24 protein-coding genes are annotated in these 13,467 nt (G+C 56.0%); 22 read left to right on the top strand and 2 right to left on the bottom strand.

The window, feature by feature from the left end; all coding sequences use genetic code 11:
• The first annotated feature begins 1 nt into the window (after window position 1).
• The 12 genes from PGS25_RS00695 to PGS25_RS00640 all read left to right on the top strand — a co-directional run bounded on the left by PGS25_RS00695 (window position 2) and on the right by PGS25_RS00640 (window position 4,591).
• On the top strand, window positions 2-742 hold the full coding sequence (locus PGS25_RS00695; RefSeq protein WP_270417345.1) for a hypothetical protein: 741 nt from the start codon (window positions 2-4) through the stop codon (window positions 740-742).
• A gap of 39 nt (window positions 743-781) precedes the next feature.
• A complete protein-coding gene (locus PGS25_RS00690; protein ID WP_330671833.1) occupies window positions 782-1,831 on the top strand; it encodes a DUF4373 domain-containing protein in 1,050 nt (349 codons plus the stop codon).
• Window positions 1,824-2,042 (top strand): helix-turn-helix domain-containing protein, encoded by a 219-nt coding sequence (locus PGS25_RS00685; RefSeq protein WP_118648020.1) that lies wholly within the window; start codon window positions 1,824-1,826, stop codon window positions 2,040-2,042. The genes PGS25_RS00690 and PGS25_RS00685 overlap by 8 nt, the downstream gene beginning before the upstream one ends.
• Complete coding sequence (locus tag PGS25_RS00680) at window positions 2,029-2,244, top strand: hypothetical protein (protein WP_270417343.1); 216 nt, start codon at window positions 2,029-2,031, stop codon at window positions 2,242-2,244. The genes PGS25_RS00685 and PGS25_RS00680 overlap by 14 nt, the downstream gene beginning before the upstream one ends.
• Window positions 2,241-2,576: a hypothetical protein gene (locus PGS25_RS00675; RefSeq protein WP_270417342.1), complete on the top strand. Its 336-nt coding sequence runs from the start codon at window positions 2,241-2,243 to the stop codon at window positions 2,574-2,576. The genes PGS25_RS00680 and PGS25_RS00675 overlap by 4 nt, the downstream gene beginning before the upstream one ends.
• Window positions 2,569-2,742, top strand: a complete 174-nt coding sequence (locus PGS25_RS00670; protein WP_158580944.1) for a hypothetical protein — start codon at window positions 2,569-2,571, stop codon at window positions 2,740-2,742. Before PGS25_RS00675 ends, PGS25_RS00670 begins: the two co-directional genes overlap by 8 nt.
• Window positions 2,739-3,065 carry a hypothetical protein gene (locus PGS25_RS00665; protein WP_270417341.1) on the top strand — a complete coding sequence of 109 codons (327 nt, stop codon included), beginning with the start codon at window positions 2,739-2,741 and terminating at the stop codon, window positions 3,063-3,065. Before PGS25_RS00670 ends, PGS25_RS00665 begins: the two co-directional genes overlap by 4 nt.
• Window positions 3,052-3,288, top strand: a complete 237-nt coding sequence (locus PGS25_RS00660) for a hypothetical protein (protein WP_270417340.1) — start codon at window positions 3,052-3,054, stop codon at window positions 3,286-3,288. The genes PGS25_RS00665 and PGS25_RS00660 overlap by 14 nt, the downstream gene beginning before the upstream one ends.
• Window positions 3,272-3,577: a DUF3846 domain-containing protein gene (locus PGS25_RS00655; RefSeq protein ID WP_118648010.1), complete on the top strand. Its 306-nt coding sequence runs from the start codon at window positions 3,272-3,274 to the stop codon at window positions 3,575-3,577. The genes PGS25_RS00660 and PGS25_RS00655 overlap by 17 nt, the downstream gene beginning before the upstream one ends.
• Window positions 3,567-3,740, top strand: coding sequence for a hypothetical protein (locus tag PGS25_RS00650; RefSeq protein ID WP_158580943.1), 174 nt, complete (start codon window positions 3,567-3,569; stop codon window positions 3,738-3,740). Before PGS25_RS00655 ends, PGS25_RS00650 begins: the two co-directional genes overlap by 11 nt.
• The gene (locus PGS25_RS00645; RefSeq protein WP_270417339.1) at window positions 3,737-4,126 is read left to right on the top strand and encodes a beta-sandwich lipoprotein; all 390 of its coding nucleotides are present in this window, start codon (window positions 3,737-3,739) and stop codon (window positions 4,124-4,126) included. Before PGS25_RS00650 ends, PGS25_RS00645 begins: the two co-directional genes overlap by 4 nt.
• A gap of 66 nt (window positions 4,127-4,192) precedes the next feature.
• Entirely contained in the window at window positions 4,193-4,591 is a 399-nt protein-coding gene (locus tag PGS25_RS00640; RefSeq protein WP_118648006.1) for a hypothetical protein, read from the top strand.
• Window positions 4,592-4,766: 175 nt separating this feature from the next.
• On the opposite strand, the gene PGS25_RS00635 is transcribed toward PGS25_RS00640, so the two are convergent.
• Both PGS25_RS00635 and PGS25_RS00630 read right to left on the bottom strand, forming a co-directional pair.
• Window positions 4,767-5,333: a hypothetical protein gene (locus PGS25_RS00635; protein WP_147358771.1), complete on the bottom strand. Its 567-nt coding sequence runs from the start codon at window positions 5,331-5,333 to the stop codon at window positions 4,767-4,769.
• Between the two features lie 50 nt (window positions 5,334-5,383).
• Window positions 5,384-5,809, bottom strand: coding sequence for a TIR domain-containing protein (locus PGS25_RS00630; RefSeq protein WP_118648002.1), 426 nt, complete (start codon window positions 5,807-5,809; stop codon window positions 5,384-5,386).
• 266 nt (window positions 5,810-6,075) lie between these two features.
• On the opposite strand from PGS25_RS00630, the gene PGS25_RS00625 reads away from it, so the two are divergent.
• The 10 genes from PGS25_RS00625 (at window position 6,076) to PGS25_RS00580 (ending at window position 13,467) form a co-directional block, all read left to right on the top strand.
• A complete protein-coding gene (locus PGS25_RS00625; RefSeq protein WP_270417335.1) occupies window positions 6,076-6,480 on the top strand; it encodes a terminase small subunit in 405 nt (134 codons plus the stop codon).
• A complete protein-coding gene (terL, locus tag PGS25_RS00620) occupies window positions 6,473-7,861 on the top strand; it encodes a phage terminase large subunit (protein WP_270417334.1) in 1,389 nt (462 codons plus the stop codon). The genes PGS25_RS00625 and terL overlap by 8 nt, the downstream gene beginning before the upstream one ends.
• Window positions 7,855-9,219, top strand: coding sequence for a phage portal protein (locus PGS25_RS00615; RefSeq protein ID WP_270417333.1), 1,365 nt, complete (start codon window positions 7,855-7,857; stop codon window positions 9,217-9,219). The genes terL and PGS25_RS00615 overlap by 7 nt, the downstream gene beginning before the upstream one ends.
• Window positions 9,203-10,690, top strand: a complete 1,488-nt coding sequence (locus PGS25_RS00610; protein ID WP_270417332.1) for a minor capsid protein — start codon at window positions 9,203-9,205, stop codon at window positions 10,688-10,690. The genes PGS25_RS00615 and PGS25_RS00610 overlap by 17 nt, the downstream gene beginning before the upstream one ends.
• Window positions 10,672-10,947, top strand: a complete 276-nt coding sequence (locus tag PGS25_RS00605; RefSeq protein WP_270417331.1) for a hypothetical protein — start codon at window positions 10,672-10,674, stop codon at window positions 10,945-10,947. Before PGS25_RS00610 ends, PGS25_RS00605 begins: the two co-directional genes overlap by 19 nt.
• Before the next feature lie 30 nt (window positions 10,948-10,977).
• On the top strand, window positions 10,978-11,214 hold the full coding sequence (locus PGS25_RS00600) for a hypothetical protein (RefSeq protein ID WP_161274480.1): 237 nt from the start codon (window positions 10,978-10,980) through the stop codon (window positions 11,212-11,214).
• A gap of 66 nt (window positions 11,215-11,280) precedes the next feature.
• Window positions 11,281-11,886: a phage scaffolding protein gene (locus tag PGS25_RS00595; RefSeq protein WP_270417330.1), complete on the top strand. Its 606-nt coding sequence runs from the start codon at window positions 11,281-11,283 to the stop codon at window positions 11,884-11,886.
• 19 nt (window positions 11,887-11,905) lie between these two features.
• Window positions 11,906-12,910: a major capsid protein gene (locus PGS25_RS00590; protein ID WP_270417328.1), complete on the top strand. Its 1,005-nt coding sequence runs from the start codon at window positions 11,906-11,908 to the stop codon at window positions 12,908-12,910.
• 10 nt (window positions 12,911-12,920) lie between these two features.
• Window positions 12,921-13,184 carry a hypothetical protein gene (locus PGS25_RS00585; protein ID WP_270417327.1) on the top strand — a complete coding sequence of 88 codons (264 nt, stop codon included), beginning with the start codon at window positions 12,921-12,923 and terminating at the stop codon, window positions 13,182-13,184.
• Window positions 13,117-13,467: a hypothetical protein gene (locus PGS25_RS00580; protein WP_227600528.1), complete on the top strand. Its 351-nt coding sequence runs from the start codon at window positions 13,117-13,119 to the stop codon at window positions 13,465-13,467. Before PGS25_RS00585 ends, PGS25_RS00580 begins: the two co-directional genes overlap by 68 nt.

Here is a 13,467-nt window from a genome sequence, read left to right as displayed (position 1 = left end):
AATGATCAAGGAAGCACTGGAATATATCGTAAACCTTTCGGCTCCGCATCTGGAGTTCCGCAATGGCAGCCACTATGCAGACCGCGTGCTGCACCGCATTCCGAACGAGCTGACGGCATCGCCGCTGGCGGTACATACGCTGTCGGCGGTGCGCGACTACATCGAGAGCGGCACGGATGAGTGCGCTGAGGACGAGGACAGCCTCAGCCGCCGCTTTGTTATCCACGTTGCGGATTACGACAGCGTGTACCTGTACCGCGAGCTGAACAGCGACAAGGCGCGTGAGTGCTTGCTGGAAGCCGAGCTGTCCGCACCAACGTTCCCGTTTGGCCGCTGGCTGGGCGTGGAGGAGTTCATCATCAATATGCAGACGCATTTCGTGCCGACCGAAGTCCGCGACACGTTGGTGCAGCTCATTAGCACGGTAACGACCGAGAACGGCGTATCGCTGGCGGATGACGGCATGACGCAGCGCGTGACGGCCCGTAGCGGTATTTCTCTTGTGAAGCAGGTGAGCGTGCCGAACCCGGTTGTACTGGCGCCGTACCGCACCTTTACCGAGGTTGAGCAGCCGAAAAGTCCGTTCGTGTTCCGTATTCGCCAGACCGGCGATGAGGTGCAGGCGGCGCTCTTTGCGGCTGACGCGGATGCATGGAAGCGTGAGGCTATCGCAAATATCCGCGACTGGTTCGAGCAGCACATTCCGCAGGAGCTCCGCGAAGACGTTATCATTCTGGCGTAAGCAGGCAAGGCACAGGGCGGTAACTCCGCCCTTCCTGCCCTGAAAACCGGAGGTGATACTACGGGCAGACCGACCAAGGACGGACTGGATTATTTCCGTCACGACATTGGACTGATGAGCGACCCGAAGCTGATTACCGCACGGCGCAAGTACGGCGCAGCGGCGATCGTGGTGTACTTACAACTGCTGGTGATGGCGTACCGTGACAAAGGCTATTATTTAGCCTACGGCGATAGTGACCGTGACGGCGTGATCTGGTCCATTAAAAGCGAAGTATTGTCCGGACGCTATGAGCCGGACGCAGAAAAAATTGCAGAGATGATAGACTGTCTGGCGGCGCACGGGCTTTTCGACGGCGACCTGTTCCAACAGGGCATTATCACCTCGCACAGAATCCAGGAGCACTACTACTTTGCGACTGCCGGACGAACCAATCCGGAGGTGAAGTGGGAACTGTGGCTTCTGACCGAGCAGGAAATGCGGGAGATCAGCTCTCGCAGTGTTTTGCTGCAAAAATTCGTTTCCCGCGAGGAAAACCCCGGTTTCACAAGTGAGAAACCCCAGTTTCCCTCTGACGAAAGTACACATAGTAAAGTAAAAGAAAAAGATAGGAATATAGATAGTAATTCTACTCTACTACACAGTGACGTGGAGGGAATTTTAGGTGAACGGCTGAACAAGGCCAACCGCTCTGCTATCGCCAAGATGAGGTCATTAGGAATGACCGATGAGGTGATAACCGCCACTGCGCATTATGCAGTCGGCCACGCCAAGAGCGACAGCCGCGGTTATGTGCCGTACTTTATGACCGTACTGCGTGAGCGGCTGAAAAACGGCGTGCTGACGGCAGCGAACCTGTCCAGGCCGAAAGAGCAGAGCAGACCAAAGCAGGAGGACTCGAGCGGCTATCTCAGCCCGACGAATATTAGCGGTTCGGATTGGGAGCAGGACTGGAAAGCCCAGAAGGACGCCATCCGTGAGCAGCGGCGGCAGGTTGAGGAGCAGCAGGACGATTCGCAGCTCTCCGACTGGGAGCGAGCGTGGAGAGATCGAGTTATGAATCGCAGTAAGGAGAACACCAATGATTGAGTGCAGACTGTCTACGCTGATGGGTGCTCAACGCAAGAAAATCAGCGAAGTATCTCGTGCGACTGGTATTTCTCGTACAACGTTGATTGGATTGTATTATGACCGCAGCAAGGCGGTGTCGTTTCGGGTGGTTGAGCTGCTGTGCAGGTATCTGAATTGCACGATTGGCGATTTGTTTGTAATCGAGGAGGAGAACCATGGCAAAATGTAAATTCTGCGGACAGGGCGTGCGGACTGCACCCGTGTTCCATACCGGCTGCTGGGAGCAGCGGGCGCATAAGGTCGCGGAGGCGTTCTGCGACGAATACTGCCGCTGGCCGAACGAAGTCAAGGATCAGCGCGACCTCATCGAGCTGCACTGCTCGGAGTGCGTGGTCGCGGAGCTGCTGCGGCTGGGAGGGAACGAGGTATGATGCTGGAACTGACAGGTAAGGACATTCTCGCCCTGACCAACGAGAGCAAGCGCAAGGCCGTCTTGGCTGATTGGCAGAACTGGGGCATCTGGCACAGGGCGCCCGAGATCGGGCTTAGCGTGTACCGGCTCGATCTGCCGGACGGCAGCTTTTTCACCGCCAGCTGGTACGAGGGCGACGACTTCTTTCCGGGCGGCGGTACGCATAACGTCAACCGTCCGCGTTTCAATCTCTGCGACAAGGGCGGCAAGTTGAAAGCCGGGAGCAAGGCCGAGAGCCTGCTGACGGACAAGCTCAAGGAGCTGCGGAAGGAGCTGCTGCGCGATGCGTGACCGCAAAATCTCGGAAATGACGGACGAGGAACTGCGCGAGCTGATGAAAAAGCGGCGCGGAAAGTGTCACACCGGCGCGGCGAACGCCGCCCAGCGGGAGCTCTGGAAGCGGCACTGGCACGATATTCCGCGCCGACCGGAAGAAAAGGAGGACCTGCCGCAATGAAAACCGATGAACTTATCGAAGCCCTCAGACGGCTGAAAGTGCAGACCGGCTCTCTGGTCTGCCTCGGCTGCGGGCATGAGCACAACTGCGGTGTGCATGGCTGCGCGATCGCGCGAGAGGCCGCGGTGCGGCTGAGCCTGTACGAACACGCGCTGGAGCAGGTCGCAAAGGAACGCGACACGCTGCTTGCGCAGCTCAAGCGGCTCGGCGGCTGCATGGACTGCACCGGGCATATGAACCCGGAGGCGCGGCTCTGCACCGACTGCGACGAGACGTTCTGCGCGTGGCAATGGAACGGAGGCGCATCACATGACCGACCGTGAGCTGAATCTTCTGCGCGAGCTGCTCGAAACGCTCGAACGGGACGAGGGCGCGTGCTACAAAGACCGCTCGCACTGCACGCCCGCTTGTCCGCCCTGGATGGCAGGAGAGTTCGACGGCAATATCTGCCTGCCAAGCATTCTTGCACGGCGCGTCAAGCGGCTGACGTTCGGAAAGGCGCTGCCGACAACGAAGGGAGAGAACAACCATGAAAGCAATCCGTAAAAAGCCCGGCTGCGAGCCGGAGATCATCGAAGTGGAGAATACGCTGAAAGCCTTGCAGCAGGAAGTCGGCGGCTATATCGAAACCGTAACGATTGCATCGGATGTCGTCGTTATCTGCAACGAGGAAGGAGTGCGGCTCGGAATGCCGTACAACTGCCGGTTCGTCGACGTGGATTTCGTCGGTCCGATTCTCGTGGTCGGCCGTAACAAGGACGAGTTCTGTGACGTGCCGGAGGCCGACTTCCTGATGCATCATCTGCGGGATGAGGACAACACCCATGACGATTAACCAGGCAATCCGCATCCTCGACCCGGCAACGACAGCCGAGGAGCTGGCAACGATCGAATACTATGGCGGTCTGCACGGCCACGAGAAGATGATGGCTGCGTGTGACGAGGCGTGCCGCGTGGCGGTTCAAATTATGAGAAAATACATGGAGGAACAAAAATGAAAAAGAAAATCATGGCGGCACTGCTCTGCGGTGCTATGATGTGTAGTCTGTCGGCCTGCAGGGAGAGCGAGCGCGTTGCGTACAACATCTCGAAGAAGGCGGACAATTTCAACGTCACGCGCCGTCTGGAAGTCATCAACGCGCGTACGGACAAGCCGGTGTTTGAGCTGATCGGCAACTTCGCCATCTCGAACAACAGCGAGAACGAGCTGGAGGTGACTGTCGAGACCGGGCAGGGCGTTTACAAGAAACACCTTGTGTACCTCAACGACTGGACGATCTACGTTGTGGAGGACGTCAGCGGCGCTTACGTGGACAAGTTCCACTACGAGGTGAATTTCCTGCCGGAGATGATCATTCCGGTTACGGTGACGTCGCATGACTAAATACAGCGATAAAGTTCGGCGCTACCTCGTGTGGCGCTACGGTATTACGGACAGGGAGGGAAGACATTGAACAAGCGTGAGGACTGGTGGGAGTACACAAAGCGCATCATCCGGTCATACCCGGCACTGTGCCGCAAGGCGGAAAGCGTGGGCGACACGCCTTGCACACCGGCCTACGGCGCATCCGGCGGTCATAGCGGCGGCGGCAGTCCGGTTGAGCGTGCGGTCGTTGACCGCCTGACAGACAAGGAGCAGCGGCGGTATGATGCGGTACGGCAGGCCATCGGCGAAACCGAGTGCATGAAGCACGGCCGCCAGCGTATGGAGCTGATTGACCGTGTGTACTGGAAGCGAAGCCACACATTGTACGGCGCGGCGATGTGCGTGCCGGTGAGCGAGAGGACGGCCAAGATGTGGAATGCGGAGTTTGTGCGCACGGTTGAGAAATATCTGGATCTACCGTAAATTTTTTTGGAAATTTGCACTTCGTGACATAGAAGCCGTGATATTCTTATATCGTGAAGTTGACAGGGGTGAAACCCAGACCCTGCTCCTCTTGCTTCATGTTACGGCATTGACCTCCGTGGAAAGGCACTCTCATTCGAGGGTGCTTTTTCATGGCAAATAAAAAGAGCCGATATTACTCGGCTCTTCTATGGAAGACGGATTTTATACGCTGAAGGATTGCAGAAAGTTTTTGGCGATATAAAAAGACCATGTAAAAAACAACAAGGATAAAGTCTAATGCCGCAATAATCCCATTGATAGGGGGATTACCATTTTGAAATTCGTTAATAAACACAATTATAATTAAGCATAAATATAAAACTGGAAATATGATTGTGTAAATATAATGAATTAAATCAAGAACTTGTGGATATTCTTGCAGATAATTTCCACCTTCTCTGCAAATTGGCAAGTCACCGTTTAGCTGAAAGTTTTCTTCTATGGTATGGATATAGTTGGTTAATCGTTCAGAATAAATATTGCGCTGAATATACCGGATTGTGTAGTACAAAAGTAATCCCCATAGTAAAGAACGTATTACATTTGTTTCCGGAATTGATACAACGCCCCATTGGTTCTTTGCAATCTGCTGGATGGTTGATAATGTGCTCAATGGATCAAGGTTGAACACGAACAAAAGAGCTAGCAAAATACACATTATCACAAAAAAACGATCTCGGTCGCGCTGAGCGTCCTTCATAAGTACAACGGTGTCTTTGTAATGATCGTAAAGAATATCAAGGTGTTCCATTAAGCGTTGTTTAGAGCATTAATGATGCCGTCCTGAGTAAAACCGTTAACCCATTGTGCTCCAATGTCATAGCATTCAATAGGAGCATCGTACGACGAATCTATCTTTACCACAACAATTTTGTTTCCTGCGTCGACACTTCGTTGAACTTCGAAACTTTGCCAATTATTAAAACCAATAAGTTCGTGATCAGGATGCTGTTTAGTAGATTCCGCTCCCACAATAACTAAGGTATAAGTGGCTGCGTTAATCTTTTTTGTAAGATTTGTCTTTACAACCGATACAGAATTTGTCTGGATTTCGTCAGATGAAAAATCGTTAAACACAAAATCCATATTTTTGTTTGCATCCCAAGCGTTCAAGAGGAATTTGTACAACTTGTCATTAGTGTAGTCGAAAGACACAAACACATGTTTCTTTGCCATAAATACACCTCTTTCTATGATGATTAAACAATATTATAACATTACATTAGGGCAAAGGCAAGGAGAAGCGTATGTGTGGTCATATTTGGGAAGAAATAAATCGAACACATTATTTCGATTATTGGGGATATAAGGTGATTGTAATTTACTTTTCTTGTAGCAAATGCGGAAGAACTAAAAAGAGAAAATTCTGGTAGAAAAATAGTTTGGCCACCTACTGTGTAGGCGGTTTTCTTTTACCCATTTTCAGAAAGGACGGTGAGCGCGTGAGCAAACTGACAGCCAAGCAGCAGGCTTGGGTAGATTATTACAAGCAGGGCAAGACGGCGGCGGAGGCGGCGCGGCTTGCCGGATACAAGGCGAGGGATGACAACGGATTTCAGTCCATCGGCAGCGAAAACCTGCGGAAACTTGCTGTTTACATCGCGGAGCGGGATAAAATCCTTGAAACGCCGCGCATTGCCAACATGGAGGAGATAAACGCCTTCTGGACGAACGTCATGCGTGACAAGGACGAGGAAACCAAGGACCGGCTCAAGGCCTCAGAGCTGAGAGCGAAAGCGGCAGGCGCGTTTGTGCAGAAAATCGAGCACTCCGGCACCCTTGAGGTGGAGAACCCGCTCGCCGGTCTGACCACCGAGGAGCTGCGGAAGCTGGCGGACGATGGTTGACCCTCGCATTCGCAGGGCGGCTCGCCTTGAGCTTGCGCGGCGCGACTTCTGGGCGTTCTGCAAGCTGATGGCGCCGGACTTCTACCGCGAGGACCGGCCGTACCTCAAAACGCTGTGCAGGCGCTTACAGGCGTTCTGCGAGAGCGACCGCAAGGTGCTGGTGGTCAATATGCCGCCGCGCCACGGCAAGAGCCGCACGGCGGTGCTGCTAAGCCAGTGGCTGTTCGGGCGCGATCCGTCCGAGCAGATCATGACCGGCAGCTACAACGAAACGCTGTCCACGACGTTCGCACGGGCAGTCCGCGACGGCATTGCGGAGGAACGGTTTGACCCGAACCGCATTGTGTTCTCGGACATTTTTCCGGCGACACGCATCAAGTACGGCGAGGCCGCTGCGGGCAAGTGGGCGCTCGAGGGGCAGTACGCAAGCTACCTCGCAACCTCTCCGGGCGGCACGGCGACCGGCTTCGGCGCGCGCAAGCTGATTCTCGACGACCTCATCAAGAAAGCCGAGGAGGCGTTCAACGAGGGCGCACTCGACAAGCAGTGGCAGTGGTTCACGGACACGATGCTGTCCCGAACCGAAACCGGCTACAAGATCGTTATCATCATGACGCGCTGGGCGACCGGCGACCTCGCAGGCCGTGCGCTGGAGCACTGGCCGGATGCGGAACTCATCACGATGAAAGCCTTGCAGGACGACGGCACGATGCTGTGCGATGCGGTTCTCACCCGTGAGGACTACGAGGACAAGGTTCGCACGATGAGCGAGGAGATCGCGTCAGCGAACTACCAGCAGCAGCCGATCGACCTGAAAGGCCGTCTGTACAGCAGCTTCAAGACATACACAGACATTCCGCGCGATGCAAACGGCAGTCCGCTGTTCACGCATATCCGCAGCTACACGGACACGGCGGACACCGGCGCGGACTATCTTTGCAGCATCATTTACGGCGAGTACGCGCACGAGGCGTATGTGCTCGATATTTACTACACCAAAGCCCCGATGGAAGTGACCGAGCCGGAAACCGCACGGCGGCTGCTGGCGCACGGCGTAAACCTCGCGAAAATCGAGAGCAACAACGGTGGCCGCGGCTTTGCCCGCAACGTGCAGGAGCAGCTTCGGCGCCTCGGCTCCAACCGCTGCCGTGTGGAGTGGTTCCATCAGAGCGAAAACAAGGTCGCAAGAATTCTCACAAACGCAACATGGGTACAGAACCATATTTATTATCCGGTCAACTGGCGTGACCGCTGGCCGGAGTACGCAAAGGCCATGCAGCATTATCAGAAAGAGGGCAAAAACGCCCACGATGACGCTCCCGACGCGACAACCGGCGTTGCGGAGCAGTTCAACAGGAAAGGAGGTGTCAGCGTATGGTGAAAGTAAACAGCCGCACGATTCAGCGGCTTTTGCAGGGACACGGGCAGTTCATCCGCGAGGCGGACGAGGCGCGACGCTATTACAGCAACGTCAACCGCATCAAGCAGGACAACAGCGTTTTGCAGCGGCAGGCAGAGACCGAGCAGGCGCTCGGCAATCCGCTGCACCTCGCGGACAACCGCATTTCGCACTCGTGGCATAATCTGCTCGTGACGCAGAAGGTTTCCTACGCGCTGAGCTACCCGCCGGTGTTCGATGTGGGGAACAAGACCGCCAACGAGCGGATTGCAGAGATTCTCGGAGATCAGTATACCGCAACGGCCATGCAGCTCGGCATTGACGCGAGCAACACCTCGGTCGGCTGGCTGCATTACTGGCGCGGCACAGACGGCAGGTTCCGCTACCACACCGTAGACCCGGAGCAGATCGTGCCGGTGTTCTCTGGTACGCTGGAGAGCGATTTAGTCGGTGTGCTGCGCTGCTACACCATGCTCGACCCGCAGAGTGGACAGACCGTGCAGGTGTGCGAATACTGGGATGACACGACCTGCCGGTTCTACAAGCAGAACGGCGTGTCCGGCAACTACACCTACTTCGAGTATCCGGAAGTCGGGCAGGAGCTGCGGCACGGCCTCGGCGCGGTGCCGTTCATCCCGTTCTACAACAACGCCGACCGGCGGGGCGATCTGCCGCTGTACCGCGACCTGATCGACGCCTACGACAAGGTGGTTTCCGGCTTCGCCAACGACATGGAGGACGTGCAGGAGGTCATCTTCGTCATCAAGAACTACGGCGGCACGGACAAGACCGAGTTCATGAGTGACCTCAAAAAGAGCAAGCTCATCAAGGTCGAGGGAGACGGCGGTGTGGATACCATCCGAGCGGAAATCCCGTTTGAGGCACGTAACGCCTTCCTCGAAAGAACCCGCCGTCAGATCTTCGTTTCCGGCATGGGCGTTGACCCGAACCCTGAGAATTTCGGCAACTCGTCCGGTGTGGCGCTCAAGTACCTGTACAGTCTGCTGGAGCTGAAAGCCGTGATGTTGGAAACGCAGTTCCGCTCCGGCTTTGCTGAGCTGGTCCGTGCTATCTGCCGCTTGGAGGGTATCGCACAGCCGAAACGCATTCTCCAGACCTGGACACGCAACATGGTGCAGAACGATCTCGAAACCGCGCAGATCGCGCAGCAGTCGGTCGGCATTATCTCGGACAGAACCATCCTCGCAAACCATCCGTGGGTAGACGATGCCGAGAACGAGCAAAAGCAGCTGGAAAAGGAACAGCAGGCAGCAGCAGAGAAGCAGCCGCAGTTTCAGTTTCCGCCAAAGGACGGTGTAGGCGATGGCAGCAGCGGATAAGCTGAACGGCGCCTACTGGCGCAAACGTGCCATCGAGCTGGCCGAGAAGCAGAAGCAGGAAGATGACGACCTGTGTCTGCGGTTCCACCGGGAATACGAGCGCATTCTGCACGAACTGGACAAGGAAATTTCTATCTTCTATGCCCGCTATGCCGCAAACGAGAGCGTCAGCATGGCAGACGCACGCAGGCTACTGCGGGATGCAGAGCTGGAGGACTTCCGGATGTCGCTGGACGAGTTCCGCGACAAGGCGCTTGCCGGCGGCTTTGACAAGGAATTGGAGGAGGTTTATCTCCGGTCGCGTATCTCGCGCTTGCAGGCGTTGCAGACGCAGGTTGAGCTGCGTATGATGGAGCTGTTCGGCTCTCAGCGCGATGTGCTGCGCGACCATTTGCAGGAGCGTTACACCGACACCTACTACCGCACGGTGTACGCTGTCAGCCAGCAGGTCGATGTGGCAAGCACGTTCGCAAGAATTGACCCGCAGACGGTCGAGAAGATACTCGCTACGCCATGGGTCGGCAGTGAGTTTTCCTCACGCATCTGGGCGGACAAGGACAAGCTGACCCGTGAGCTGATGCAGACGCTCTCGCGCGGCTTTGTCCGCGGCGACTCGCTCGACCGCATGACGAAAGAGTTCGCCCAGCGCATGGGCGTGTCCGAGAGCAGGGCGGCAACGCTCATCCACACCGAGAGCGCCCACATGGCGGCTGAGGCTGCCGAACGGGGATACCGGGAAACCGGTGTCCAGTCCTATCGGTTCGAGGCAGCGCTCGATCTCAAGACCTGCGCAGTGTGCGGTGCTCTGGATCAGCGCGAGTTTTCGCTTGCGGAGCACGAAACCGGCATCAATTATCCGCCGCTGCATCCGCGCTGCCGGTGTACCACTGTTCCGGTAACGGAGTTCCGAATTGGCAGTAAGCGTGCCGCCAGAAATCCCGCGACCGGTAAGACCGAGTATGTCGAGAAAGGTATGACATATGAGGAATGGCATAAGAAATATGTTGAAAACGACCCGGAAAGTGCTATACTGGAATTGAACAAGCGCGAAACAAGCGCACTGCAGAAGTATGTCAGTGCGGCCAGCTATTCGCTAAACGATAAGCTGCGCCGAGGTGAATCGCTCAGCGAAGCGGAACAGCGCTGGACGAAACGGCTTGACAAGGCGCTGGATAAACTTCCAGTGTACGAGGGAACGGTATATCGTTCTCTGTCCAGTGACATGATACCGGATAAAGCTGCTTTTCTGGCAGCGCATGAGGTTGACGCGATCGTTACATACGACGCATACACGTCTACTTCTACGGAGGTATATGACTCGGATATGGATATTCAGCTGGTTATTCAGAGTAAGACCGGCAGAGATATGCGTGGTATCAACACAATCGAAAAGGAAATCCTTTTCAAGAGAGAATCGCGTTTCATTGTTGACAGAAAGGAGGGCAACACCATATGGCTGACAGAAATTTAACCTTTGAGGACTTCAAAAGGCTGTCACCCGAGGAACGCAACAGGCGATATGAAGAACTGTCCGATCATGACAAGTTTCTGGCACGCTGTTCGCAGCCGTCTGGCGTTCATGGTGTGCTGTGCAATACCTGTATCCACCGAAAGCGGGTATGCTGCAAGGCGTTTCCGGATGGTATCCCGGGCGAGCATATGAATAAGCTGGAGAAAAAACCGGCAATCGAATGTGCACCGGGCGTTCACTATCAACCAAAGACTTAGTCATCAAGACCGTACATTGGAGAGATAACAATGGATCTCATTCAGCACATGAAAAAGCTGCTCGGCACCGAGCACCCATATGACAAAGCGCATCGCCTCAAGGTGGAATGCACGGACGGTATTACGCTGACCGGCAAATTCGTCACCGTCGTAGGCGCACTGGACAATGAACCGGAGATTGCAGAGCTGATTATCCGGCGCGACGACAACGGCGTTCTGACCGGAATGCTGGAAACCGAAATCAAAACAGTAGAACTGATGGACTAAACCACCAAGGATTCAATCCAAGGTGGTTTTTTCATACCCATTTTTCGATGAAAGGAGCAAAAAACAATGGAATTTCTCAAAAACCTTTTTGAAAAGGGCGCACTGACGTGGGAGCAGTTTCAGCAGGCGGCGAAGGACGCAAAGTTTGAGGTCGTCAACGCCGCCGGCGGCGCTTACGTGCCCAAGGCCGACCTGGACACCAAGGCGCAGGAGCTGACCACGGCGAACAACACCATCAAGGACCTGCGTGCGGCTGCCAAGGCGTGGGACGGCAAGGACCCGAAGAAGCTGGAGGACGACCTCAAGACCCTCCAGACCAAGTACGACACCGATACCGCGAATATTCGTCGCGACGCTGCCATTGACCTGGCGCTGACCCGTGCCCACGCACGCGATCCGCAGCTGACCCGCGCGGCGCTCTCGATGGATGACATCAAGATCGGCGCAGACGGCAAGATCACCGGCCTTGACGCGCAGGTCGAAAGTCTGAAAAAGGACAAGGCATGGCTGTTCGAGGAGGACGGCGCAGGTCAGTCCGGCAAGCAGGGCGACAAGGGCGGAAACCCGAACGGCGGTCAGGGCGGCGGCTATGACCCGCAGTCCGGCGGCAAGCCGAACACGGTAAACGACCTCGGTTCCGCTCTCGCAGAAGTATACAACACCAACGGCTAACAGAAAGAAGGAATGAAAAATGCCTATCACTCTCGCACAGGCAAAGGTCGGCATGGCAAACCATGTGGACCAGCAGGTTATCGACCAGTTCCGCCGCGGCTCCATGCTGCTGAACGCACTGACGTTTGACAACTCGGTTTCCCCCGGCACGGGCGGCTCGACCCTGACCTATGGCTACACCCAGCTCAAGACCCCGGCAGGCGCGGACTTCCGCGACATCAACGCCGACTACACCGAGACCGTTGCCGACCGCGAAACCAAGTCGGTTGACCTCAAGATTTTCGGCGGTACGTTCAAGATCGACCGTGTTCTCGCTAACACCGCGAACGGTCAGATCAACGAGGTGCAGTTCCAGCTGGAGGAGCACATCAAGGCGACCACCAACCTGTTCCACTACACCGCCATCAACGGCGACAAGGGCACCAAGGGCTTTGACGGTCTGGACACGCTGCTTGTCGGCACTTCCACCGAGCTCAACGCCGACGCATCCAAGGCTATCGACCTGTCCACCTCGGCGGCGATCGACACCAACTACAAGACCGTGCTCGATATGCTTGACGAGTTCCTCTCCGAGCTGGACGGCGTGCCGACTATGCTCATCGGCAACGCGGCGCTGCTGACCAAGATCCGTTCCTGCGCCCGCCGTGCCGGTTATCTGACCCACGCCGAGGACGCTTTCGGCCGCCAGATTGCAGGCTACAACGGCATTCCGTTCATGGATATGCAGTATTACTACGACACCGCCGAGAAGAAGGAAAAGCCGGTCGTGCCGATTACGTCGCGTGAATACGGCGCGTCCTCGTCCAAGACCACGGTTACCGGTCTTACCGACCTGTACGCAGTCCGTCTGGGTCTGGACGGCTTCCACGCGGTCTCTCCGATGGGCGGCAAGGTGATTTCGACCACGCTGCCTGATTTCTCCACCGCAGGTGCAGTCAAGGCCGGTGACGTGGAAATGGTAGCCGCTACCGTGCTCAAGAAGTCTCGCGCTGCCGGCGTGCTGCGTAACTTCAAGGTAAAGTGAGGGAATTGCCATGTACAAGATTAAGGCACCGAACGAGGAGTATGACCGCAAGATCGGCGGCGTGCAGTTCGTCAGTGGTGAGGCGCAGACGGATAACGAGTGGCTTGCAAGCTGGTTCTCTGGCCGTGCGGGCTTTACCGTGGAAACCGTGACCGCCGAGGAGGAAATCGAGCCGACCGAGGACAAACCGAGGGGGAAGCGCAGAAATGACAAGGGAAACGCTGATGCTGCGGGCGCAAAGTCTGCTGCCGAACCTGCCGCAGGAAACGCTTGAGTTCGCCTGCGATCTGGTGCTCGAGCAGATCTGTAACTACTGCAATCTGACCGAGGCGCCGGACGGCCTGACGAACACCGCAGCGCTTATGGTGCGCGGCCTGGTAAACAGCGTTCAGCTCCAGAACGAGAATATGCAGCCTGCCGCAAAGGGCGTGTCCAGAGGGGATACGTCCTTTTCCTTTGCAACCGCAGCGGAACAGCTGGCGGCGCTGGCAAGCTCGGGTGACTTCCTCACCGACTACAAGGCGCAGCTGAACGCCTATCGAAAGATGAGGTGGTAG

The organism is Butyricicoccus sp. AM78-15b2TA (assembly GCF_027665985.1).
Lineage (GTDB): Bacteria > Bacillota > Clostridia > Oscillospirales > Butyricicoccaceae > Agathobaculum > Agathobaculum butyriciproducens.
The sequence above is the reverse complement of the archived record's forward strand: the minus strand, read 5'-3'. Positions and strand labels throughout refer to the sequence as shown.